At 65.0% G+C, this 22454-nt stretch carries 23 protein-coding genes; 10 read left to right on the top strand and 13 right to left on the bottom strand.

The window, feature by feature from the left end:
• Positions 1-129: 129 nt before the first annotated feature.
• Positions 130-1113 (bottom strand): ABC transporter ATP-binding protein, encoded by a 984-nt coding sequence (locus tag GQ651_RS13510; RefSeq protein WP_160764766.1) that lies wholly within the window; start codon positions 1111-1113, stop codon positions 130-132.
• A gap of 132 nt (positions 1114-1245) precedes the next feature.
• Between GQ651_RS13510 and GQ651_RS13505 the strand changes: the two genes are divergently transcribed.
• Positions 1246-1425: a hypothetical protein gene (locus GQ651_RS13505; RefSeq protein ID WP_160764765.1), complete on the top strand. Its 180-nt coding sequence runs from the start codon at positions 1246-1248 to the stop codon at positions 1423-1425.
• 4 nt (positions 1426-1429) lie between these two features.
• Here GQ651_RS13505 and GQ651_RS13500 read toward each other — a convergent pair whose 3' ends face one another.
• The 3 genes from GQ651_RS13500 to GQ651_RS13490 form a co-directional block, all read right to left on the bottom strand.
• Entirely contained in the window at positions 1430-2395 is a 966-nt protein-coding gene (locus GQ651_RS13500) for an ABC transporter permease (RefSeq protein ID WP_160764764.1), read from the bottom strand.
• A gap of 1 nt (position 2396) precedes the next feature.
• Positions 2397-3377, bottom strand: coding sequence for an ABC transporter permease (locus GQ651_RS13495; RefSeq protein ID WP_160764763.1), 981 nt, complete (start codon positions 3375-3377; stop codon positions 2397-2399).
• Positions 3378-3468: 91 nt separating this feature from the next.
• Positions 3469-4722, bottom strand: a complete 1254-nt coding sequence (locus GQ651_RS13490; RefSeq protein ID WP_160764762.1) for a hypothetical protein — start codon at positions 4720-4722, stop codon at positions 3469-3471.
• 267 nt (positions 4723-4989) lie between these two features.
• On the opposite strand from GQ651_RS13490, the gene GQ651_RS13485 reads away from it, so the two are divergent.
• Entirely contained in the window at positions 4990-6189 is a 1200-nt protein-coding gene (locus GQ651_RS13485; RefSeq protein WP_160764761.1) for a DUF2157 domain-containing protein, read from the top strand.
• A gap of 87 nt (positions 6190-6276) precedes the next feature.
• Here the strand turns inward: GQ651_RS13485 and GQ651_RS13480 are convergent, their stop codons facing one another.
• Together GQ651_RS13480 and nth are read right to left on the bottom strand one after the other, a co-directional pair.
• Positions 6277-7263, bottom strand: a complete 987-nt coding sequence (locus GQ651_RS13480; RefSeq protein WP_160764760.1) for an adenosine kinase — start codon at positions 7261-7263, stop codon at positions 6277-6279.
• Positions 7260-7904, bottom strand: a complete 645-nt coding sequence (nth, locus tag GQ651_RS13475; RefSeq protein WP_160764759.1) for an endonuclease III — start codon at positions 7902-7904, stop codon at positions 7260-7262. Before nth ends, GQ651_RS13480 begins: the two co-directional genes overlap by 4 nt.
• A 334-nt stretch (positions 7905-8238) precedes the next feature.
• Between nth and GQ651_RS13470 the strand changes: the two genes are divergently transcribed.
• Together GQ651_RS13470 and GQ651_RS13465 are read left to right on the top strand one after the other, a co-directional pair.
• Positions 8239-8769, top strand: coding sequence for an RNA polymerase sigma factor (locus GQ651_RS13470; protein ID WP_160764758.1), 531 nt, complete (start codon positions 8239-8241; stop codon positions 8767-8769).
• Positions 8766-10787, top strand: coding sequence for a VWA domain-containing protein (locus tag GQ651_RS13465; protein WP_160764757.1), 2022 nt, complete (start codon positions 8766-8768; stop codon positions 10785-10787). Before GQ651_RS13470 ends, GQ651_RS13465 begins: the two co-directional genes overlap by 4 nt.
• Positions 10788-11022: 235 nt before the next feature.
• Here the strand turns inward: GQ651_RS13465 and GQ651_RS13460 are convergent, their stop codons facing one another.
• Entirely contained in the window at positions 11023-12498 is a 1476-nt protein-coding gene (locus tag GQ651_RS13460; protein WP_160764756.1) for an NAD-dependent succinate-semialdehyde dehydrogenase, read from the bottom strand.
• Positions 12499-12584: 86 nt separating this feature from the next.
• On the opposite strand from GQ651_RS13460, the gene GQ651_RS13455 reads away from it, so the two are divergent.
• Positions 12585-13376, top strand: coding sequence for an alpha/beta hydrolase (locus GQ651_RS13455; protein WP_160764755.1), 792 nt, complete (start codon positions 12585-12587; stop codon positions 13374-13376).
• A 108-nt stretch (positions 13377-13484) separates the two neighbouring features.
• Here GQ651_RS13455 and GQ651_RS13450 read toward each other — a convergent pair whose 3' ends face one another.
• Genes GQ651_RS13450 through GQ651_RS13440 form a run of 3 tightly spaced genes read right to left on the bottom strand, consistent with a single transcriptional unit; the run spans position 13485 to position 15525 of the window.
• A complete protein-coding gene (locus GQ651_RS13450) occupies positions 13485-14456 on the bottom strand; it encodes a P1 family peptidase (RefSeq protein ID WP_160764754.1) in 972 nt (323 codons plus the stop codon).
• Complete coding sequence (locus GQ651_RS13445; RefSeq protein ID WP_160764753.1) at positions 14453-14782, bottom strand: hypothetical protein; 330 nt, start codon at positions 14780-14782, stop codon at positions 14453-14455. Before GQ651_RS13445 ends, GQ651_RS13450 begins: the two co-directional genes overlap by 4 nt.
• Positions 14779-15525 carry an SDR family oxidoreductase gene (locus GQ651_RS13440; RefSeq protein ID WP_160764752.1) on the bottom strand — a complete coding sequence of 249 codons (747 nt, stop codon included), beginning with the start codon at positions 15523-15525 and terminating at the stop codon, positions 14779-14781. The genes GQ651_RS13445 and GQ651_RS13440 overlap by 4 nt, the downstream gene beginning before the upstream one ends.
• A 75-nt stretch (positions 15526-15600) precedes the next feature.
• Between GQ651_RS13440 and GQ651_RS13435 the strand changes: the two genes are divergently transcribed.
• Positions 15601-16227 (top strand): DUF1523 family protein, encoded by a 627-nt coding sequence (locus GQ651_RS13435; protein WP_160764751.1) that lies wholly within the window; start codon positions 15601-15603, stop codon positions 16225-16227.
• 46 nt (positions 16228-16273) lie between these two features.
• Here the strand turns inward: GQ651_RS13435 and GQ651_RS13430 are convergent, their stop codons facing one another.
• A complete protein-coding gene (locus GQ651_RS13430; RefSeq protein WP_227258171.1) occupies positions 16274-16987 on the bottom strand; it encodes a VPLPA-CTERM sorting domain-containing protein in 714 nt (237 codons plus the stop codon).
• A gap of 365 nt (positions 16988-17352) precedes the next feature.
• Between GQ651_RS13430 and parE the strand changes: the two genes are divergently transcribed.
• The 4 genes from parE (at position 17353) to GQ651_RS13410 (ending at position 21225) form a co-directional block, all read left to right on the top strand.
• A complete protein-coding gene (parE, locus tag GQ651_RS13425; RefSeq protein WP_160764750.1) occupies positions 17353-19311 on the top strand; it encodes a DNA topoisomerase IV subunit B in 1959 nt (652 codons plus the stop codon).
• Positions 19312-19314: 3 nt separating this feature from the next.
• Entirely contained in the window at positions 19315-19788 is a 474-nt protein-coding gene (locus tag GQ651_RS13420) for a hypothetical protein (protein WP_160764749.1), read from the top strand.
• A complete protein-coding gene (locus tag GQ651_RS13415) occupies positions 19725-20216 on the top strand; it encodes a TIR domain-containing protein (protein ID WP_160764748.1) in 492 nt (163 codons plus the stop codon). The genes GQ651_RS13420 and GQ651_RS13415 overlap by 64 nt, the downstream gene beginning before the upstream one ends.
• Positions 20217-21006: 790 nt before the next feature.
• Complete coding sequence (locus GQ651_RS13410) at positions 21007-21225, top strand: hypothetical protein (protein WP_160764747.1); 219 nt, start codon at positions 21007-21009, stop codon at positions 21223-21225.
• A 471-nt stretch (positions 21226-21696) separates the two neighbouring features.
• Here GQ651_RS13410 and GQ651_RS13405 read toward each other — a convergent pair whose 3' ends face one another.
• Both GQ651_RS13405 and GQ651_RS13400 read right to left on the bottom strand, forming a co-directional pair.
• Positions 21697-21906, bottom strand: a complete 210-nt coding sequence (locus GQ651_RS13405; protein ID WP_160764746.1) for a CsbD family protein — start codon at positions 21904-21906, stop codon at positions 21697-21699.
• A gap of 117 nt (positions 21907-22023) precedes the next feature.
• The gene (locus GQ651_RS13400) at positions 22024-22428 is read right to left on the bottom strand and encodes a c-type cytochrome (protein ID WP_160764745.1); all 405 of its coding nucleotides are present in this window, start codon (positions 22426-22428) and stop codon (positions 22024-22026) included.
• Positions 22429-22454 lie beyond the last annotated feature (26 nt).

Genomic DNA, 22454 nt, shown 5'->3' with positions numbered 1-22454 from the left:
GGCTGGCCTCATCAATGCAGAGGTTCGCCACCGGCCCGAGGGTGGGGGCGATTTCGCCCCCGCCCTGGGGGGCGGGTCGGGGGCGAACCGGGGCTGACGCCCCGGAAATACGATGAAGTCTCTCAGCCATCACTCCGCAGCCTCCTTGTGCTCGACCGGGAACCAGCAGGCGGCGCGGCCCTGATCGGCGTCCAGACGCGGCGTCGGGTTCTGGCGGCATCGGTCCTCGGCCTTGGGACAGCGCGGATGGAAGGCGCAACCGTCCGGCAGACGGCCAAGACGCGGCATCGCGCCCGGTATCTGCCTCAGCCGCGCCTGCCCACGGCTGGCCAGAGGCGTCGAGCCCATCAGCCCCTCGGTATAGGGATGGCGCGGGCGCTGGATGACCTCGCGGACGGGCCCAAGCTCGGCCAGACGGCCGGCATACATGACCGCCACACGGTCCGCCGCCTCGGCAATCACGCCCATATCGTGGGTGACCAGCATCACCGCCGTCCCACGCTCGCGGCAGAGCCTGCGCAAAAGGGAAATGATCTGCGCCTGCACGCTCACGTCCAGGGCCGTCGTCGGCTCGTCCGCGATGACGAGCGACGGCTCGGCACAAAGCGCCAGAGCGATCACGACCCGCTGTCGCATGCCCCCCGAGAACTCGTGCGGATAGCTGTCGATCCGGCTTGCGGCGGCGGGGATGCCCACCTCGTCCAGCGCCGCGATGGCGCGCTTCCGCGCCTCGGCCTCGGAGATGTCGAGATGGGCCAGCATCGTTTCGGTCAGTTGCTCGCCGATCTGCAGAAGCGGATTGAGCGAGGTCAGCGGGTCCTGAAAGACCATGCCGATCTCCTTGCCCCTGACCCGACGCATGGCGTCGCCCCTGAGCTGGTCGATCCGCCGCCCGTTCAACCATATCTCGCCGCCGGTGATATGCGCGGGCCGGTCAAGAAGCCCGATGACAGCGTTCCCGGTCATCGACTTGCCCGCGCCCGATTCACCCACGACACCCAGTATCTCGCCCGCAGCTATGTCATACGACACCTGATCGACGGGCCGCAGCACCGCGTCGCGGGTCGGGATCTCGACGATCAGATCGCGGACGGAGAGAACGGTTTCGGTCATCGGATCGCTCCTGACGCGGGCCGGCCCGCTTTCACGATATTGTTGATGGACCGCCGGCCGCTACGGTGCATGCTGGACCGAAGGGAGGTCACCTGCCGGCGCATTCCCGCGCCCAACAGAGGAGACAGACCCATGTGCATCACACCCCAGGCGCTGATCGCCTTCCTGTCGCTCCTGTCACCGGAGATCGTCGAAAGCGCGCCCGCGCGGGTCGTCGTCCATGCCGATGTCGGCCCCACGGTCTGGGTGGCCGAGGATGACCTCTGGTGCACGGATGCACCCGACCGGGCGTCTGCGGCGGCAGCGGAATAGCGCATCACTTCAGCCTCGGGTTCAGCGCGTCTCTCAGCCAGTCGCCCAGAAGGTTGACCGACAGGGCCAGCGCCAGAAGCGTCAGCGCGGGGAAGAAGAGGATCCACCACTCGCCCGAGAACAGGAAGCCCTGCCCGATCCGGATGAGCGTACCGAGGGACGGCTGCGTCGGCGGCGCGCCCACGCCGAGAAAGGACAGCGTCGCCTCTGCGATAATGGCCAGCGCCAGCGAAATCGTCGCGATGACGAGGACGGGGGACAGAACGTTCGGCAGGATATGCTTGAGCATGATCGCCCAGTGCGAGCGCCCGATCAACCGCGCGGCCTGCACGTATTCCCGGTCTTTCTGCACCAGCGTCGCGCCTCGCACGACGCGGGCGAACTGCACCCAGTCGGAAAGGCCGATGGCAAAGATCAGCACCCAGATCGCCATCTGGTCGCGGTACTCGACCGGCGTAAAACCCTTCGCCACCCCGAAGATCAGCATCGCAACCAGGATCGACGGAAAGGTCAGCTGCACGTCGGCCACGCGCATGATGATCGTTTCGGTCCAGCCGCCGACATATCCCGCCAGAAGGCCCAGAAGTACGCCCACCACGAGGGCGAACATGACCGCGGCGAACCCCACGAAGAGCGATATCCGCATTCCGTAAAGGATGGTCGAGAACACGTCCCGCCCCTGATCGTCGGTCCCCAGCCAGAACTCGTCTCCGGTAAACGCATTCGGCTCGCCCGGCGGCGTGAAGCCGTTCATCAGGTTCAGGCTGGCTGGATTGAACGGGTCGTAAGGCGCGATCAGCGGGGCCAGAACCGCCGCGAGAACAAGAATGACCGTGACGCCGAAGGACACCATCGCCACCGGCGAATGCCGGAACTTCCACGCGAAATCCGACGCCCAAAAGCGGGCGAAGCGGCCGGGTTCGCGGACGGCCGCGCGGCGGACAGGCTCGGTGCGGGTTGTGTCGGTCATGTCAGTGCCCTCCCCCGCGGTCGACCCTCAGACGGGGATCGACCCAGAAATACAACAGGTCCACGATCAGGTTGATCATCACGAACATCACCGAAATCAGCATCAGATATGCCGCCATCACGGGGATATCGACGAACTGGATGGCGTTGATGAACAACAGCCCAACGCCCGGCCAGTTGAAAACCGTCTCGGTCACGATGGCGAAGGCGATGATCCCCCCGATCTGAAGCCCCATGACCGTGATCACCGGGATCAGCGTGTTCTTCAGCGCGTGGCGGAAATTGACCGCCCGCTCCTTCAGGCCGCGGGCGCGGGCAAAGCGGATGTAATCCTGTCTCAGCACCTCAAGCATCTCCGAGCGCACCAGCCGCATGATCAGCGTCATCTGGTAAAGCCCAAGCGTGATCGCAGGCAGGATCAGGGATTTCAGACCGCTCGCCGTCAGGAACCCGGTCGACCACCAGCCAAGGTCCACCACGTCACCCCGCCCGAAAGTCGGCAACCACCTCAGCTGCACTCCGAACAGGTAGATCAGCAGGATGCCGATCAGGAATGTGGGCAGACTGACCCCTATCAGAGATAAAGACATGATCGCGTTGGCCGCGAAACCGTCCCTTCGGATCGCCGTGAAGACCCCCAGCCCGATCCCGAGCGCCAGCGCGAAGACCCCCGAGACCAGCGCCAGTTCCAGCGTCGCGGGCGCGCGCTCGACGATGATCTCGCTCACCGGGCGCCCCTGACGATAGCTCACGCCGAAATTCCCCTGCGCCGCCCCTTCGAGAAAACGCCAGTACTGCACGGGGAACGGCTGATCGAGGCCGAGCGTTGTCCTCAGCCGGTCGATATCGGCCTGCGTCCGCTCCTGACCGAGCATGTTGTCGATCGGATCGCCCACGAAGCGGAACATCGAAAAGGCGACCAGCCCGACCACCAGAAGGACGAGGACGGACTGCGCGACGCGTCTTATGATATAGGCCAACATTGGGATCTTTTGGCCGCAGCGCGGTGGGGCGTCAAGCGGAACGAAAAAGAGCGTCCCTACGGAACGCTCTTTTCGGTGGCGTGACGAAAGGTCAGGCGATCGTGTCGATGTCAACGCCGTCATAGGTGTAGACGCTGGGGTCGTAGTCCACATAGGCGACGTCATAGCCCAGATCCTGCAGCGACATGACCGAGGTGTAGGACAGGAAATTCGATCCGCTGATGTAGCCAGTCATCAGTTCGTCGCTGCCATACATGGTTATGTCATCAGAGGGATCATTGGGGTCGATGCCCTCATCTACGAATGTCCCGAGGTTCTGTTCGTCCCAGTGACCGCCGGCGGTTCCCGCCCCACCGCTACCTTCCACAGGCACCGATCCGGTTCCGCCGAATTCGGCTGCATACGCATCCGTACCCCACGTACCGTTATAGTCGCCACTCCCGTCCAACAGGCTCTTCCCGTAAGGGTTCAGCAAGTTCGGATCTCCCCAGAGCGTACCGAAACCAAGAACATGCATCATCTCGTGGAAGGCGATCTCGTCTTCCAGCCCTGCATATTCGGTGCTGGTGACGAAATCATACGTATCGAACTCGATGAAGCCCTGCGCCGGCAGACCGATGTCAGCCGGCCAGAAGCCCGCAGGACCGGCTTGCGCCAGAACATTTCCATTCACACCACCGCTGCCGTCGATAGTCGTGAGCGACACGTCGATCAGAAGATCGTCCCAGACGAGCTTCTCACGCCGGGCTGTAATCTCGGATGTACCGTCGAGATCCCAGTCGTCCTGAATGATCGTCGTGAGATAGTCTGCGGCATCCTTGAATGCGTCCAGAAGCAGTTCGGTCCATCCGTCCCCGGTGAACCTGAGGACAATATCGAAACCTAAAAGTCCGTCGCTTCCTTCAGTGCCTGCCTCGACGCCGTTATCGGAATAGTAAAGGATGTCACCCCCACCCTTTCCTCCTCCGCCGCCGCCGTCTTTCGGGGGCTTGCCGCTCCCGCCGGTATCTCCACCGTCCGAGCCGCCGCCACCGCCGTGGTTGCCCGCGTGCGTGTTAAACGGCGAGACCTCGACCCAGTCCACGGTTATCGACGCTGTCGCGGCTTGCGCATCCTCGCCCCAGGGCGTGACAGACGGCATTCCGCCCTCAGGTCCCGCCGGGTCCGCCTCGACCGGCAGCACCGGCGCATCTTCGGCCGCGTCCGGCAGTCCGAGCGCGTCGGCCAGCGCAGGGCCATCCGCCGCGCCGCCGTCCCGATCTGGCGGCGCCTCGCCGCTGAAAAGCGTTTCAACGAACTCGAATTCGTCTCCGAAAATGTCCGGAAGAATGGGTGTTCCGCGCATGGCTGTCCCCTTTCGCAACGTCCCCTTGACGCAAGGGTAACCCGATTCTTCACATTATTGTCAAAATTGGCCAATCTTTGTTCTGAAAACAGAGACAATGGATAGCGCACACCGTCATTGGCCAAGGCTTCGCGGCTTCCCGCCTGCAAACTCATCAAAACGACAGGGACACCGATAAAACTGACCTAGCGTCCTTTCGCGAAAATATTCTTGAACATCGTTCAAATATAACGAATATGAACAGCGTTCAAACTTCTGGAGACCCTCATGCCCCATGTCGTTCAAACCGAAGCCCTCGTGGCCGAAGGCATCCTGACCGAAGCGCAGGGCGCCGAGATCGCGCGGCGCTCGCGCGATACGATGCTCGCCCTCGTGGTCAACATCGTCCTCTGCGCCGGCATCATCGCCGCATCTCTCGGTTTCGTCTTCTGGATCGCGGACGCCGCCGGGGTGGCGCTCCTCGGTCTCGCCTTCCTCGGCATCGGCGCCGCCGTCCTCGTGAAAGGCGGGCCGCTCTACCGGATGCTGGGACATGCGGGCGCTCTGATCGGTGGCGGGATGCTGATCGCGGGCGCAGGTGTCGAGATCGCCGACAAATACGCCGACATCGCCCCCTGGACCCTGACCGTCCTAGGCGCCGCAATCGCCGCCGTCTTCGGCTGGCTCTTTCGCAAAAGCCCCGAGCCGCTCGCCTTCTCCACCGGAGCCCTCATGCTGATGGGCGCGGCCCTGCACCTCGTCGGCGGATGGCTGGTGGTGGATGTCGAGATCGGCCACGGCTGGGCCAATGTCGCCTATTCGCTCTACGCGACCGCCGTGCTCCTCGCCGCCGGTCTCTTCGTCAATGTCCGGGCCGTGACCGCGCTGGCCGTGGTGCCCTTCGCGCAGGCACTGTCAACGGGGACGGCCTATTTCCACGCGGCCTATGTCTTTTACTCGCCCGAGCCGACGCTCACGATCCTGCAAATGGCGGCCGCCATCGGCGCCGCCGCATGGGTCGTCGCAAACACCTCCGACCGGATCGGCCGACACGCGGGCATTTTCGCGATCATGGCCGCCGTCGTGGGCAACCTCGCCTTCCTCGTGGGGTCGCTCTGGGGCGACGAGGTGGGGCTGTCCTTCTTCCGCGACGCCGCACCCAACTACAGCGACTTCACCCATTACAGCGATTACAACGCCGCGATGGAGGTCTGGCGCGCCGAATTCTTCCAGATTTCCGAGCATGTCTTCAGCGTGGTCTGGGCCGTGCTGCTGGTCGCCGGCGCCTGGCTCGCCGCCGCCTCGCACCGCCGCGGCCTCTTCAACACGGCGGTCACGTTCCTCGGCATCCACGCCTATACGCAGGCCTTCGAGACCTTTTCGGACGAGCCGATGGTCTACGCCCTTGGCGGCCTGGCGGCGATCCCGCTGGCCTGGGGGCTCTGGCGGCTCAATCACCGTATGTTCGGCACCGCGACCCCGGCCTGATCTCTTTGGGTCTGATAAATCCTCGGGGGGAGCTGCGCGCGGGCGACCCGCGCGCAGTGGGGGGCAGACAGCCCCCCCGCCACCCGTTCAGAGCAGGCCTTCCTTCCGGAAGAGCTCCTTGAGATCGGCCTTCGGACGCGCGCCGTAATGTCCGATCACCTCGGCCGCTGACACGCATCCCATGCGACCCGCCACATCCAGCGGCGCGCCTGTCGCGTAGCCATAGAGGAACCCCGCCGCGAATTGGTCGCCTGCGCCGGTGGCATCCACAGGCACCACGCGCCGGACCGGGACGGACACGCTCTCGTCGCCCCGCTGCAACAGCACATCCGCGCCCGACCGCGTGCAGACGACCAGCCCGGACTCCGCCGCGGCCTGCTCCATCGCCGCGCTCAGATCGGTCTGGTAGAGCGATTCCCACTCGTGCTCGTTCCCGATGACGTAATCCAGATCCCGCACCAGCCGCCGGAAATCGTCCCGGTGCCGGTCGACGCAGAACGGGTCGGAGAGCGCGATGCCCGCGCGCCCGCCCTTCTCACGGCAGAGCTTCGCGGCGCGCTCGAAGGCGGCCTTCCCCTTGTCCTTGTCATAGAGATACCCCTCGAGAAACAGGATCTGCGCCTCGCCCGCCACGGCGTCCGACACATCATCCGGCCCGATTTCGGAGGAGATGCCCAGATAGGTGTTCATCGACCGCTCACCATCGGGGGACACGAAGATCATCGAGCGCGAGGTCGGAAGCTCTCCCCCCGGCACCGGGGCGTTGACGAACTCGGTCCCTCCCTCGGACATCGAGCGCGCGTAGAAGCGCCCGAGCGCGTCGTCATGCACACGCCCGATGAAGGCGGTGGAAAGCCCCAGATTGCCAAGCCCTGCAAGCGTGTTCGCCACCGCCCCGCCGGGCGCCTGAACGCGCTCCTTCATGGCACCATAGAGCATTTCGCCGCGAGGCCTCTCGACCAGCTGCATGATCCCCTTTTCGATCCCCATGAGGTCGAGGAAATTGTCGTCCACCGGTGAGATCACGTCGACGATCGCGTTGCCGATCCCCACGACATCGTAGCGCTTGGTCATTCTGTCTTGTCCTCGTATTGGCAGAGGTCCCGGATCAGGCAGGCCCCGCATTTGGGCTTTCGCGCCACGCAGATATAGCGTCCGTGCAGGATCAGCCAGTGATGGGCATGCTGCTGGAATTCGGCGGGCACATGGTCCTCGATGGCCCGCTCGACAGCATCCACATCCTTGCCCGGTGCGATTCCGGTCCGATTGCCCACCCGGAAGATATGCGTGTCGACGGCCTGTGCCGGTTGACCGAACCACATGTTCAGAACCACATTCGCCGTTTTCCGCCCGACACCGGGAAGCGATTGCAGCGCGGCGCGCGAGGACGGCACCTCACCGCCATATTCGTCGATCAGGATGCGGCAGAGCTTGATGACGTTCTTCGCCTTGTTCCGGTAGAGCCCGATCGTCCTAATATGCTCGATGACACCCTCTTCGCCGAGGGCCAGCATCTTCTCGGGCGTATCCGCGATCCGGAACAGCTCCCTCGTGGCCTTGTTCACCCCCGCATCGGTGGCCTGCGCCGAAAGCGCCACCGCCACCACGAGCGTAAAGGCGTTCACATGCTCAAGCTCGCCCTTGGGCTCTGCCTCGGCCGCCCTGAAGCGGCTGAAAATCTCGTGGATCGTGGAATAGGGAAGCTGCTTTGCCATTCAGGTCTTTTGAAGGGTTCCGCCCCGCCCGGCAAGCCCAAGGCTTTGCGCCGGCCTTCGGCCGTCGCGGTGGGCGTCGGACGCTGACGCATCCGACGCATGCGAGGGGTTCCACCCCTCGCGCTCCCCGGAGTATTTTTCCCAAGAAGAACCACAATTTGATTCAAATTCTCCCCACCTCCGGTTTCTTTGGGTCCGAGAAATCCCGGGGGAGGCGCGCGGGGACCGCGCGTCGGGGGCAGAGCCCCCAGCAAGCCCTCCGCCCACGCAATATTTTTTTCATTCACCCGCCAAGGATTGACCGCTGGCCGCCGTCATACCCATCGTGATGCGCATGGAAGCGAGCGACGAGAGATTGGCCATGGCTGCCGCAGCAGGCGACGACGCCGCCTTCGCGGCCCTGCTCGCGCGCCATTACGACCGGGTGTTCCGCCTTGCCTTTCGCTTGACCGGGCGCGCCGCCGAGGCAGAGGACCTGACCCAGGATGTCGCCCTGGCCCTCCCGGCCAAGCTACGCGGGTTCCGGGGCGATGCCAGGTTCACGACCTGGCTCTACCGCGTGGTCGTCAACGCCGCGTCCGACCGCCGTCGCCGGAGCGCCAGCCGGAGCCGCGCCGCGCTCGGCTGGGGCGAGGTCGAGCGCGCACGGCGCAGCGAGGCGACCGAGGCCGCCGCCGCGCAGACCTGGCTCGAAGACGCCATGTCCACATTGCCGGAAGCCCTGCGCGACACGGTGGCGCTGGTCCTGGACGACCTGACGCACAGAGAGGCCGCCGAAGTTCTCGGGGTCAGCGAAGGCACAGTCAGCTGGCGGATCTCGGAGGCCAAGAAACACCTGAAGGCCCTCAAGGAGGCCGAGGCATGAGCGACGACTTCGACGACCTGAAACGCGCCTTTGACAGCGCCACGCCCACGCCGGACGCGGCGCGCAAGGCCCGCACCCTCGCCGAGGCGCAGAAAAATTTCCGTGCGCTCCAAGAAGGCAGCGCCCGCGCCCGTCTCACATCCGATGCCCCCGAAAAGGGCGCATTCGGAAAAGGAGTGAGACGGATGATCGATGCAATCACCACACGCGGCGGCCTGACCGCCACGACGGCGCTGGTCGCCGTGGGGTTTCTGGTGCTGACGCCCCTCGGCGATCGGGTGCTGGCCCCTGACCTGAGCGGCCCGGCCGGCCTGAGAACGGACACGGCCGCCCCCCGGCAGGCCCCGGCCGAGGCCGAGACACCGCCCCTGGCCGATCTGGCCGAGGCCCCCGAGGCCGTTGCGGTAGAGACTGCACCCATCGCACCCGCGACGCGCCCGATCGTGATCGACCGAACGATCCGCGCCCCAGCTGCCGCCGAGATGGCCGTGCCAGAGGCAGAGATCCTCCAGAAGGAAAGCCGCGCCACGGGTCTGACCGCGATGGACGAGGCCCTCGTCGTGCCCCCCTCCGCTCGGCGGGTCATCGTCGCACCCGAACCGGGCACAGCCCTTCAGGAGGCCGACACAGAGGCTTTCGCCAACGAGGCGCCTTCCAGCGTCAAGGTCACGCGCGACGAGCCCGTTTCGACCTTCTCGGTGGACGTGGACACGGCCTCCTACGCGGTCGTCCGCTCGTCCCTCATGGCCGGGATGCTGCCCCCCGAGGCCGCGGTCCGAGTCGAGGAAATGGTGAACTACTTTCCCTATGACTATCCGGCACCCACAGGAGACGCGCCTTTCTCGACCACCGTCACGGTGCTGCCCAGCCCGTGGAATGCCGGCACGGAACTCGTCCATATCGGCCTGCAAGGCACGCTTCCCGCCATCGTAGATCGCCCGCCCCTGAACCTCGTCTTCCTCATCGACACCTCCGGTTCCATGCAGGCACCGAACAAGCTGTCTCTTCTCAAGCAGTCCTTCCGCCTGATGCTGTCGGAACTACGGCCCCAGGACGAGGTCTCGATCGTGACCTATGCCGGCAGCGCCGGTCAGGTCCTGCCGCCCACCCCGGCTACCGAGCGCAGCACCATCCTCGCCGCCCTCGACCGGCTTGAGGCGGGCGGCTCGACCGCGGGCGAGGCGGGCCTTGAACAGGCCTACAGCACGGCCGAGGCCATGGCGGCGGATGGCGAAGTGACCCGCGTCATCCTCGCGACGGACGGCGATTTCAACGTCGGGCTCTCGGACCCGAGCGCGCTCGAAGACCTGATCGCGCGGAAACGCGACAGCGGCACGTATCTGAGCGTTCTCGGCTTCGGACGCGGCAATCTCGACGACGCCACGATGCAGGCGCTCGCGCAGAACGGAAACGGGCAGGCCGCCTATATCGACACGCTCTCCGAGGCCCGGAAGGTGCTGGTCGACCAGCTGACCGGCGCGCTCTTTCCTATCGCGGGCGACGTGAAGGTGCAGGTCGAGTTCAACCCGGCCCGGATCGCCGAATACCGTCTGATCGGCTACGAGACGCGCGGCCTCACCCGCGAGGATTTCAACAACGACAGGGTCGACGCCGGCGATATCGGCGCGGGGCACCGTGTGACCGCAATCTACGAGGTCACGCCGGTCGGCTCGGACGCCGTTCTGACCGGCCCGCTCCGCTACGCCGACGACAGCTCTGTCACGGACCCGTCAGGCGAACTCGGATACCTCAAACTCCGCTACAAGGAACCGGGAGAAGAACAGAGCAAGCTCATCGAGACACCGATCCTGCCGGAGATGGGCACGGCCACGCCGGATGTGCACTTCTCGGTGGCGGTCGCCGGCTTCGGTCAGCTTCTCAGGGGCGGGCACTATCTCGGCGGCTGGGGCTTTGACGAGGCGATCGACCTCGCCACCGGCGCGCGCGGCGACGACCCCTTCGGCTACCGCGCCGAAGCGATCGACCTCATGCGCCTCGCCGAGGCGCTGTCCCGCTGAAACGGCAGGCGGAGGCGTCGCAGCATTTGACCGATCCCAGGTCCAGGCGGCGCGGACCTTGCGTCCTGTCCAGCCTGACGCCATGTCCGCCCCCTCAAGAGACACGACACGGCTTCTTCGCCTGTTTCGAAATATCCCGGGGGAGACGCCCGAAGGGCGGCGGGGGCAGAGCCCCCAATGGCGATCGCGTCAGCGATCGCCCCACCGCGACGGCCGAAGGCCGGCGCAAACCCTCTCAGACGCTGGTGCAGATGTATTTCATCTCGAGATAGTCATCCATCCCGTGATGCGACCCCTCGCGGCCAAGGCCCGACTGCTTGACCCCGCCGAACGGCGCAACCTCGGTCGAGATGATGCCGGTGTTCACGCCCACGATCCCGTATTCCAGCGCTTCGGCCACCTTTGTCACGCGGCTGATATCCTTGGCATAGAAATACGAGGCGAGGCCGAAGATCGTGTCGTTGGCCAACTCGATCACCTCGTCCTCGTCCTTGAAGCGGAAGAGTGGCGCGAAGGGGCCGAAGGTCTCTTCCGTCGCCACCTTCATCTCGCGGGTGGCCCCGGTCACGATGGTCGGCTCGAAGAAGAGACCGCCCAGATTGCTGGGCGAGCCACCGTAGAAGACCGTGCCGCCCTTGGCGGTCGCGTCCTCGATATGCTCGCGCACCTTGTCGACGGCAGAGGGCTCGATCAGCGGGCCGAGATCGGCCCCGTCCAGCCCGTCGCCCACCTTCATCTGCCCGAGCCGCGCCGCCAGCTTCTCGGCGAAGGCGTCATAGACGCCGTCCTGCACGTAGATACGGTTGGCGCAGACGCAGGTCTGTCCGTTGTTGCGGAACTTGCAGGCGATGGCCCCCTCGACCGCGGCGTCGATATCGGCGTCGTCGAAAACGATGAACGGCGCGTTGCCGCCCAGCTCCATCGAGCATTTCATGACCTGGTCGGCGGCCTGACGGAGCAGGATACGGCCCACCTCGGTCGAACCGGTAAAGGACAGCTTCCGCACCTTCGGGTTCCCGCAGAACTCCTTGCCAACGTCGGACGAAGCCGTCGAGGGGATCACCGAGAAGATACCTTTGGGCAGCCCCGCCCGCTCGGCCAGAACGCCGAGCGCCAGCGCCGACAGCGGCGTCAGCGAGGCCGGCCGGACGAGGAAGGCGCAGCCCGCGGCAAGCGCCGGTCCCGCCTTCCGCGTGATCATGGCGTTCGGGAAGTTCCAGGGCGTGATCGCGGCGGCCACGCCGATGGGCTGCTTGATGACGGTGATCCTCTTGTCCGGCTGGTGGCCGGGAATCGTCTCGCCATAGACGCGCTTGGCCTCTTCGGCGAACCACTCGATGAAGGACGCGCCATAGGCGATCTCGCCCTTGGCCTCGGCCAGCGGCTTGCCCTGCTCGGCAGTCAGGATCGTGGCGAGGTCGTCGGCATTCGCCATCATCAGGTCGTACCAGGCGCGCAGGATATTCGCACGCTCCTTGGCGGTCCGCGCCGCCCAGTCCTTCTGCGCGGCATGCGCCCGGTCGATGGCGGCGGCGATCTGGCCGCGGTCGATATCGGCCACACTGGCGATCACGTCGCCGCGCGCGGGGTTCACGACCTCGAAGCTGCGCCCGCCCGTGCCTTCGGTCCAGTCGCCCGCCAGATAGGCGCGGGTTTCCAGAAGCGAGGGGTCGTTCAGAAGTGCGGTCAGATCGGTCTTGGTGTCGAGCATGGCATGTCTCCCTTCGGGCGCTTGCGGCCCGGTCTGATTTGCCTGACGGTATAGGACCGAGTGACCCCGGAAGAAAGGCCCGCCGGATGGACGCCAGCCAAGCCTATGCCAATGCCGACTTCATCCCCGATGCGGGCGGCTATATCGAACGGTGGGAAACCGCCGCGCAGGCCTTCCGCGAGCGCGAGGCCGCCGTCGGCCGCGCCCGGCTGAACCATTCCTACGGCGCATACGAGCGGCAGCGGCTGGATGTCTTCCATCCCGCGGGGCCGGCCGAAGGGCTCGTGGTCTTCGTCCATGGTGGCTACTGGCTCCGCTTCGACCGGGGGTACTGGTCGCATTTCGCCGCCGGGCTGACCGCGCGCGGCTGGGCCGTGGCGATGCCCTCCTACAGGCTCGCGCCTGAGGCGCGGATTGCCGAGATCACCCGCGACATCGCAGGCGCCGTCACGGCGGCGGCGGCTCTGGTGCGTGGTCCCATCGTCCTGACGGGCCATTCGGCGGGCGGGCATCTGGTGGCGCGCATGGGCTGCCGCGACGTCGCGCTGGCCCCGGACGTGCGGGAAAGGCTGAGGCGGATCGTGCCGCTCTCGCCGGTGGCCGACCTGCGCCCGCTTCTGGAAACGGCGATGAACGAGGGGCTGAGGCTCGACCCGGCAGAGGCAGAGGCGGAAAGCCCCGTTCTGCATCCCGCGCCGGAAGTGCCGGTCAGCGTCTGGGTCGGTGCCGAGGAGCGCCCGGTCTTTCTCGATCAGGCGCGCTGGCTGGCCGAGGCCTGGGGCGCGGAAGAGCGTGTCGCGCCCGGGCGGCACCATTTCGACATTCTCGACGATCTGGAGGCGCCCGACAGCCCGCTGGTCCGCTCCCTGCTGGCCTGAATTGCGCCGGCTCGGGAGATTGCTTCGCAATTGCTCACGCCGTCGCGGGGGGGCCGCTTCGCGGCGATTTCCGCCTCCGGCGGGAGTATTTTTCCCAAGAAGAAAGGGTCAGGTGAAAGTCTCGGCCCAGGTGGGCAGGGCGTCGCCCTCGGCCGTACTGGCGTTGAACACGCCCCGCGCAATGGCACGGGCGAGGCAGGTGGCGGCGGCGTGACCGAGGAGGAGGCGCTCGGCCTCGGGGAGATCGCGCTCTGCGGTCGAGGCGGCGAAGACGAGGTCTCCGTCGAGCGGCGTATGCGCGGGCACGATGGCGCGGGCCATGCCGTCATGGGACATGATGGCAAGGCGGGTGGCGCCGGCCTTGTCGAGCCGCGCGTCGGTTGCGACCACGGCGATCGTCGTGTTCATCGGCCCGAGTTTCGTGCGGGGCGGTCCTGCCGGAGCGGTCGCAGGGCCAAGACCGCCGAATTCGCCCGCCTCCTCGAAGGGGGCCGCCCAGAAGTGGGGGCCGTCGCCCACCGTCACCTGACCGAGCGCATTGACCGCAACAAGAGCGCCCACGGTCGTGCCCGAGGGCAGCACCGCCGACGCCGTGCCGATCCCGCCCTTGAGGCCCGCCACCGTGGCACCGGTGCCGGCCCCTTCCGAGCCGAGCGCCACATCGAGCCCCCGCGCATCGAATGCCTGTCGACCGAGGCGGCGATAGAGGCCGTCAGCGCGCGCGCCGCCGCCCGCGGCGAGGTCGAAGAGGATCGCCGCCGGAACGATCGGCACACGATGCCCCGCCGCCTCGAACCCGCGACCCGCCGCGCGAAGACCCGCCACCACGCCTTCGGCTGCCGAGAGGCCGAAAGCCGAGCCGCCTGACAGGACCAGCGCATCGACACCCGGCACCGTCGCGTCCGGGCTGAGAAGGTCGGTCTCGCGCGTGCCGGGCGCGCCGCCCATGACATGGACGCCCGCGACCATGGGACGGTCGCCCACCACGACGCTGACCCCGGTCTTCGCCGCCCGGTCCGACGCCTGCCCGACGGTCAGCCCCGGCACATCGGTGATGGCGTTCTGCGGCCCCGGCCTCATGCCTCGACCACCTCGCCCGCGAAGCGACCCAGAAGCCGGACGCGCGCGCCCTGGGGCGGAAAGCCGGGATGGGCCGTAAGGGTGGAAGGCCGCGCGACGAGAAGCGTATCGTCCTCGCCCCGCGCCGCCTCGATCCGGGCGACGATGGCGGGGCGGAAGTAATGCGCCAGCCGCACCTCGCGCGCCTCGCGGATCACGTCCACATCGGCGAGGTCCACCTTGATCCGCAGACTGTCCGCCGCATCCAGAAGCGCCGAAAAGGCCAGCGGCTGGCTTTCGAAGCGGCCCGCATAGACCGTCAGAAGGGCGGGCACACGCGCGCTCATATACAGCGCCCGCCATCCACTTCGAGCGCCACGCCGGTGACCATCGAGGACGCATCGGACGCCAGATAGACCGCCGCCTCGGCAATGTCTTCGGGCGTGGAAAAGCGCCCGACGGGGATGGTGGAGAGGAACTTCGCCCGCATCTCGGGCGTGTCCTCGCCCATGAAGCTGGCCAGAAGCGGCGTCTCTCCCGCCACCGGGTTGATCGCGTTGACGCGGATACCCTCGGGCGCAAGCTCGACCGCCATCGCCTTTGTCGCCGTGATCATCCAGCCTTTGGACGCATTGTACCAGTTGAGCCTTGGGCGCGGACTGACCCCGGCGGTGGACGCGATATTGACGATGGCGCCCCGTCCGGCGGTTTTCATCAGCGGCACGATATGGCGGGCGGTCAGGTAGACGGATTTGGCATTCACGGCGAGAACACGGTCGAACTCGTCTTCGGAGACGTCTTCCAGAGGCTTCGGCAGGTGGGTGATCCCTGCATTGTTCACCAGGATGTCGATCCGGCCCCAGAGCGTCATGGCGTTCTTCGCCATAGCCTCGACCGCGCGGTCCGAGGAGACATCTGCGCGCCACGCAAGACGCGTATCGCCGATTTCGCGTGCGACTTCGAAGGCCGCTTCACTGTCGATATCGACGACCATCACCGCCGCGCCCTCGCGCGCAAAAGCCAGCGCAATGCCCCGGCCAAAGCCCGAGCCGGCTCCGGTGACGATCGCGGTCTTTCCCTCAAGTCTCATGGGCGAACCCTGCCATGGCGCGGGCTCTCGGAAAAGACCTTGCCGAAGGCGCCCCGAAGGCCCACCTTTACCTTCATGAAATATATCGCCTGGACCGCACGCATCATCGTCTTCCTCGTCATCGCGGGGGTGTTTCACTACAACCTGCCCGACCGCGATATCGTGCGCATCGTGAACACCGAGGTGCGGCGCGTGGACTTCGGCTCGAATTCGACCTTCTGGCAGAATTCCGGCGCGGGCGATGCGGTCTCGAACGTCAACCGCGACGTGTTCTTCATCGAGACGATCCAGCCCGACGGATCGCCGCTGGTCTTCCGGAACGAGGACACAGGCTGGGGCTGGCCGCCCTATTTCAAGTTCGATACGGCGGATTTGCAGACGCAGGCGCGAAACCTCGTCTCGACAGAGACAGCGCCCACATGGGTGGCCGTCCGGCACTATGGCTGGCGCGCGCAGATCTTCTCGATCTTTCCCAACGCCACCTCGATCGAGCCCGTCCCCGGGCCGGACACACGGCTGATCCCTTGGTTCAACATCATCTTCCTGACCATCGTCTTAATCATCAGCGCCACGATCTGGCGGCTCTGGCGGAATTTCCGTCAGGCGCGGATCGACCCGGTGATCGAGGATATCGAAGAAGACGTGGACATAGCGCGCGACCGCGTTGGCGGGTTTTTCTCGCGCCTCTTCGGCCGGAAATGAAAAAGGCCCGCGGCGTGCGCGGGCCCTTTCCGGAATGAAGTTTGCGTCAGGCGCGCTTGCGACGCAGCGCGGCCAGACCGCCCAGACCCGCAAGAAGCAGCAGGCCACCGGCCGGAAGCGGAACAGCCGACACAGACATGGCCGAGATGTAGGAGTTCGGGCCAGCGGTCATCCAGATCGAAGTCGGCTCGTCGCTGATGATCAGCCCGAGATCGATGCGCCAGTCCGCGCCACCGCTGTCGCCCAGGGTATCCGGAATGAGATCTGCGCTTGTATAGGTGGTGCCACCGATCACCCAGGTCCAGGCGTCGAATTCGCCCGAATTGCGATCATGGTTGTAGTTGACCCAGATCGATTCGAGCACGACATCGCCATCGGTCGCAGAGAGATAGAGGATTTCCTCTTTCTCAAACTGGATGCTGTCGTCGCTGGAATTGCCGCCGCCATCCGCGTTCAGGCAGACATTCGCGCCGGACTCCGGGTTGGGGCCAATGTTGTTGGCGTAACCACAGACGCCCATGCCAGCGTTGCCCGCGTCAAGATAGACGACGGCGGCTTCCGCGCCGTTATCGCCCTCTTCACCCGAATCCAGGTTCTGGGTCGCCGTGAAATCGATGCCACCGATGCTGTAGGTGGTGTAAGCCGACTCGCCTGCCGATCCGTCCGCCAATTCCTTAAAGTTATACGTCGCTGCAGACGCCATTCCGGCGGATGCTGCAAAAGCCACGGCCACAGCCACGGCTGTCAGAGAAGTTTTCATGATGTCCCCCACTAGAACACAGTTACACTCTCTCGAGGCTACAGAAGGCCTGAGGATCAGGGAAGGATTAACACTGGTTAAGATGGGCGCCGGGCACGCGCCGCCGGACGCGCCGGACGCAGACAGCGCCCGGACCGGCGCGACCCGCAGCGCCTCAGAAACATGTTTGTTTTCATATGATTGAGGCCAATACCCTTTGGCGAAGCGCCTCGCACAGCTGCTCCTCTCATCGTCACATTCAAGTTCTGAAACGTTTAGTTTCCTGAAAAGGCATAATCTCACACCCCGGATCCGGCATTCTCGACCATTGCCCCCGGCCCCGCCGCTTGCTCTAATGCGGCAAAGCAAAAAAGAGCAGAATCCCCATGGCCGACGACCTTCTCGCCTCTGTCTCGTCCGACACCTATGACGCCACCTCCATCGAGGTGCTCGAAGGTCTCGAACCCGTCCGCAAGCGCCCCGGCATGTATATCGGCGGCACGGATGAACGCGCGCTTCACCACCTCGTGGCCGAGGTGCTGGACAACTCCATGGACGAGGCCGTCGCAGGCCACGCCAACCGGATCGAGGTCGAGCTGAACGCCGACGGCTCGGTCACGATCCGCGACAACGGGCGCGGTATCCCGGTCGACCCGCACCCCAAGTTCCCCGACAAGTCCGCCCTCGAGGTCATCCTCTGCACGCTCCATGCGGGCGGCAAGTTCTCGGGCAAAGCCTACGAGACCTCGGGCGGCCTTCACGGCGTCGGCGTCAGCGTCGTGAACGCCCTCTCAGACACGCTCCGGGTCGAGGTCGCGCGGAACCGCGAGCTTTTCGCGCAGTCCTTCTCGCGCGGCATCCCGCAGGGTCCGGTCGAAAAGCTGGGCGCCGCCCCAAACAGGCGGGGCACCACCGTGACCTTCCATCCCGACGCCGAGATCTTCGGCTCTCTCAAGATGAAACCCGCCCGCCTTTTCAAGATGGCGCGCTCCAAGGCCTATCTCTTTTCCGGCGTCGAAATCCGCTGGAAATCCCAGATCGACGACGGCGAGACGCCCACCGAGGCCACGTTCCACTTCCCCGGCGGCCTGTCCGACTACCTGTCGGAAACCCTCGCCGGCGCCACCACCTATGCCGACCGCCCCTTCGCGGGCCTCGTCGATTTCCACGAGAAATTCGGCCAGCCCGGCAAGGTCGAATGGGCCATCAACTGGACCCCTGCCCGCGACGGCTTCATCCAGTCCTACTGCAACACGGTCCCCACGCCCGAGGGCGGCACCCACGAGGCGGGCTTCTGGGCCGCGATCCTCAAGGGCATCCGCGCCTATGGCGAACTGGTGGGCAACCGCAAGGCGGGCCAGATCACCCGCGAGGACCTGACCGCGGGCGGTTCGGCCCTCGTCTCGGTCTTCATCCGCGAGCCGCAATTCGTGGGCCAGACCAAGGACCGCCTCTCGACCGAGGCCGCCGCCAAGATGGTCGAAGGTGCCGTCCGCGACCATTTCGACAACTGGCTCGCCGCCGACACCAAGTCCGCGGGCGCCATCCTCGATTTCCTCGTCCTCCGCGCCGAAGAACGCCTGAGACGCCGTCAGGAAAAGGAAACCCAGCGCAAAAGCGCCACCAAGAAGCTGCGCCTGCCCGGCAAGCTGACCGACTGCACCGCCAAGTCCCGCGAGGGCACCGAAATCTTTCTCGTCGAGGGGGATTCAGCGGGTGGCTCGGCCAAGGCCGCCCGCAACCGCGAGACACAGGCGCTTCTGCCCCTCAAGGGCAAGATCCTGAACGTTCTCGGCGCAGCGTCCTCCAAGCTGGGCTCGAACACCGAGATCAGCGACCTCTGCGAGGCGCTCGGCGTCGGCCTCGGCACCCGCTTCAACCTCGACGATCTGCGCTACGAGAAGGTCATCATCATGACCGACGCCGATGTCGACGGCGCACATATCGCGTCGCTGCTGATGACCTTCTTCTTCACCCAGATGCGCCCCCTCATCGACCAGGGCCACCTCTACCTCGCCTGCCCGCCGCTCTACCGGCTGACGCAGGGGGCCAACCGCCTCTACGTGGCCGACGACGCCGCGAAGGAAGCGGCGCTGGCGAAAGGTCTCGGCGGCAAGGGCAAGATCGACGTGCAGCGCTTCAAGGGTCTGGGCGAGATGGACGCCAAGGACCTGAAAGAGACGACGATGGACCCGAAATCACGCACGTTGATCCGCGTGACCATCGACGAGGACGAACCCGGCGAAACCGGCGACCTGGTGGAGCGCCTGATGGGCAAGAAGCCGGAACTGCGGTTTCAGTATATTCAGGAGAACGCGCGGTTTGTTGAGGAGTTGGATGTTTGATATATGGATGAACCTCGAATTAAGCATCTAGAATTTATTCAAGGCGTAGTGAATCGCCTATCCACCAATTCGTTTCTTTTGAAAGGCTGGACCGTTCTCATCGTCACGGCACTGCTTTCGTTTGCCGTCAACCAAGGCAGCCTTGGCCTCGGCTTATTTTCTATCGTTCCGCTGGCCGTATTTTGGGGTCTCGATGGCTACTTCTTGTGGGAAGAGAGAAAGTATCGTGCTCACTATGAAAGAGTACGCAAGAACACAGATATTCCAGTAAATTTTGACATGAATGCTAGCGACTTATCAATAGATGTTGGCGGTTGGATTTCTGCAACATTCTCGAAAACCTTGGTAGCATTTCACGGTATTATTCTACTATCCATTATTGCAGCGGCATCATACGAACTAGGGCTATTTCAATGGTTAAGAGAGTCTTCTTCAGCTTCCACTATTCAAATGACGCCTGGAGAGCAGGCCAAGTGAGAAATATTGGAATGGTCGACGGTAACCGCGTTGCCTCAGACAATGATTGGGAACAGATCAAGCGGGGAGGCGACCAAGCTATCACACGGTGGATTTCAAATCAGATGCATGGGAAATCATGTGTCGTAGTCTTGATTGGCGCCGAAACTGCAGGACGAAAGTGGATCAATTACGAAATTCTTGAGGGTTGGAACTCTGGAAAGGGCCTACTAGGCGTAAGAATTGATCGCCTACAGGATCGCTATGGCTATCAGAGCTATCCGGGAAACAATCCTTTTTCCGAATTCAATGTAAGAGGCGTACCGCTGGATCGAATAGTTCCCGTCTTGGACCCTGGTAACGTCGATAGTAGGACCGCCTACAGTCGAATATCGGCGAATATTGCAGCTTGGATAGATCACGCAGTTGCAATCCGGTCAAAATATTAACCTGGCCTCGCTGTCGATCGCTGAAGGTCGGAGTTCCTATAGAACTTCTCATTACTCGAAACACTACTAGGCCGGGGTTTCACCCCGGCATGTCGCGCCGTCTCTGCTGACGCCACGGTGGGGTGAACTCCCACCCTACCCACCATCTGCCCGAAAGCCGGGCTTAAGCCCGGTCTACCCTCGCCCCACCGAGCACACAAAGCCCATTGCGACTCACCCCAATCAGGCGCACCCTCCACCCCGCAGGCCACCGGCCTGCTGCCCCAAGGGATCATCGTGGCAAACCGGGCGCCGCCCTTCCGATCCGACCGCCCCGCCGATGGAACGGCTAAGGCGAAGGACCGACGAAGGGGCTCCGCCCGTTCGGACCTCAAAACGTCCACCGGACGTTTTGCCGGCGCAGCCGGACCGGTCCGACCCCCCTGATCTTCTGAAAGCATGACCGTCCCGCCGCCCCGAGAGGGCCGGGCGCATTCAGGAGTGACCACATGTCGAAGGAAAAGAACAAGGGAAACAAAGAGGCCAAGAAGCCGAAGAAGGAAAAGCCCAAGGCCCCCGCCTCGCTCAAACACGCGCCCATGGTGGGCGGCAAGAAGGTCGGCAAGTAGCCCCTTGGGGCCAAAGGCCGGGCCCGCGCCCGGCCTCTCCGGCATCCGCGTTTTAACGCCGCCATCAGGGGTCCGGCCAAGGCCCACCCGCCATGCACCCTCCCGAAAGCCGCCCCACCGCTTCCCGCCGGTCTTCCCGCACGCTAGTCTTTGCGGACGCGCCATGCGCGAAAGGAGGCGCGATGTCCCTGACCCCCGACGTCCTGATGATCGGCGCGATCGCGCTCTGGGTGCTGGTTCTGGGCGTCCTCCTCGTGGTGAGCGAAGGCTTCCGCGACGACTATGCCGACTGGCTGAGGTTCAAGGACCCGCTGGGCCTCCGCTTCACCGCCGCCCATCCGGTCTTCTCGCTCTACACCCTCGCCACCTTCGGCACCGCCGCCTGGGTGTATATTGGCTGACGCGGCCGTTGCACCGCCCGGCGCCCCACCGCGCGGACGCCACACCGGCCCCTAACCTTTGCCTGCGATACCTGCCCCCGTTCGAACGACACAGGCGGCGCGGGGCCACTTACCCCAACCCGCCTGCCAGAATGGTTTCGCGGGACGCGCGCGCCCTCACGGGACGGGGCTGACACCCCCTCGCACGCCTCCCGGTCCTAGACGGCCACCGAAGGGCACCACGCCCAAGGACCCAAGACAGGAAACCGGCGCACCCGAGCGGCGCCGCTCTCTTCCCCACCCGCCCGAACGAAGGACGGAGACACAAGGGACGAACAGCCCGCTTCTTCTGTTCAAAAATACTCGAAAGACCGCCGCTGGCGGCCCACCGCGACCGGCGAAGCCGGGCGCAAATGAAAAACGCCGAAGGCCCGTCAGGACCTCCGGCGCATGTCTGCTGGGCGCACCCTTGGGGCTGTGCCCAAAGCGCTCTTACGCAGCGCCTTTCAGTTCGGCATGCCACGCGTCGACCTCGGCTTCCGCCTCGGCGCGCGCCTTGCCGTATTTCGACTGCACCAGCCCGATCAGCTGTTCGCGCTCGCCGCGCGCTTCCTGCAGCTCGTCATCGGTCATCTCGCCCCAACGCTCGCGCGCCGAGCCCTTGAGTTGCAGCCATTCGCCTTTGATCTGGTCCCAATTCATAACGTTCTCCTTTCAAAATCAGCCTTCGAAAAGAAAACGCAGCCCCCCGACCCGATGTTCCGGAATTCCTCGAGAAAAAAGGGGGGATGGGCCGGATTCAGCCGATGCAACTGCGCCTCACCTCTGAACCGAAGCAAGCCATTCGGCGATGCCCACCAGAGACTCGCTGGCCACAATTTCGGTCCCGTCGGGTGCCAGAACCGCGCGCGACGGCCCGTCGAGCAAAAGGCCGAAGATCGGCATTGACCCGCCATGGGACAGCACCTCGCGGCGGCCGTCGATCATGCGCAGGACCCGTCCCATCGGGAACACCCCGCCATTCGCCGCCGCCAGCCCGGTCAGGTCCGGAGGCGCCGGGCTCAGCACAGGCGCCATCGGCCCGTCGCCCCGCGCGCCCGTACCGTGGCAGACGGCACAGTGGTCGAGATACGAGGTCCGGCCCGCAGTGTCGGCCGCCTGAGCGGCCCCTGTGCCAAGCACCAGAAGCGCCCCTGCCAGAAATGCTGTGATCGAATGGGTCATGTCCTGTCCTCCTTGTCTCATCTGAC

It is taken from the genome of Kangsaoukella pontilimi, assembly GCF_009830125.1.
Taxonomy (GTDB): Bacteria; Pseudomonadota; Alphaproteobacteria; order Rhodobacterales; family Rhodobacteraceae; genus Kangsaoukella; species Kangsaoukella pontilimi.
Note: the sequence above shows the minus strand (reverse complement) of the source record. Positions and strands in the feature narration are given on the sequence as shown.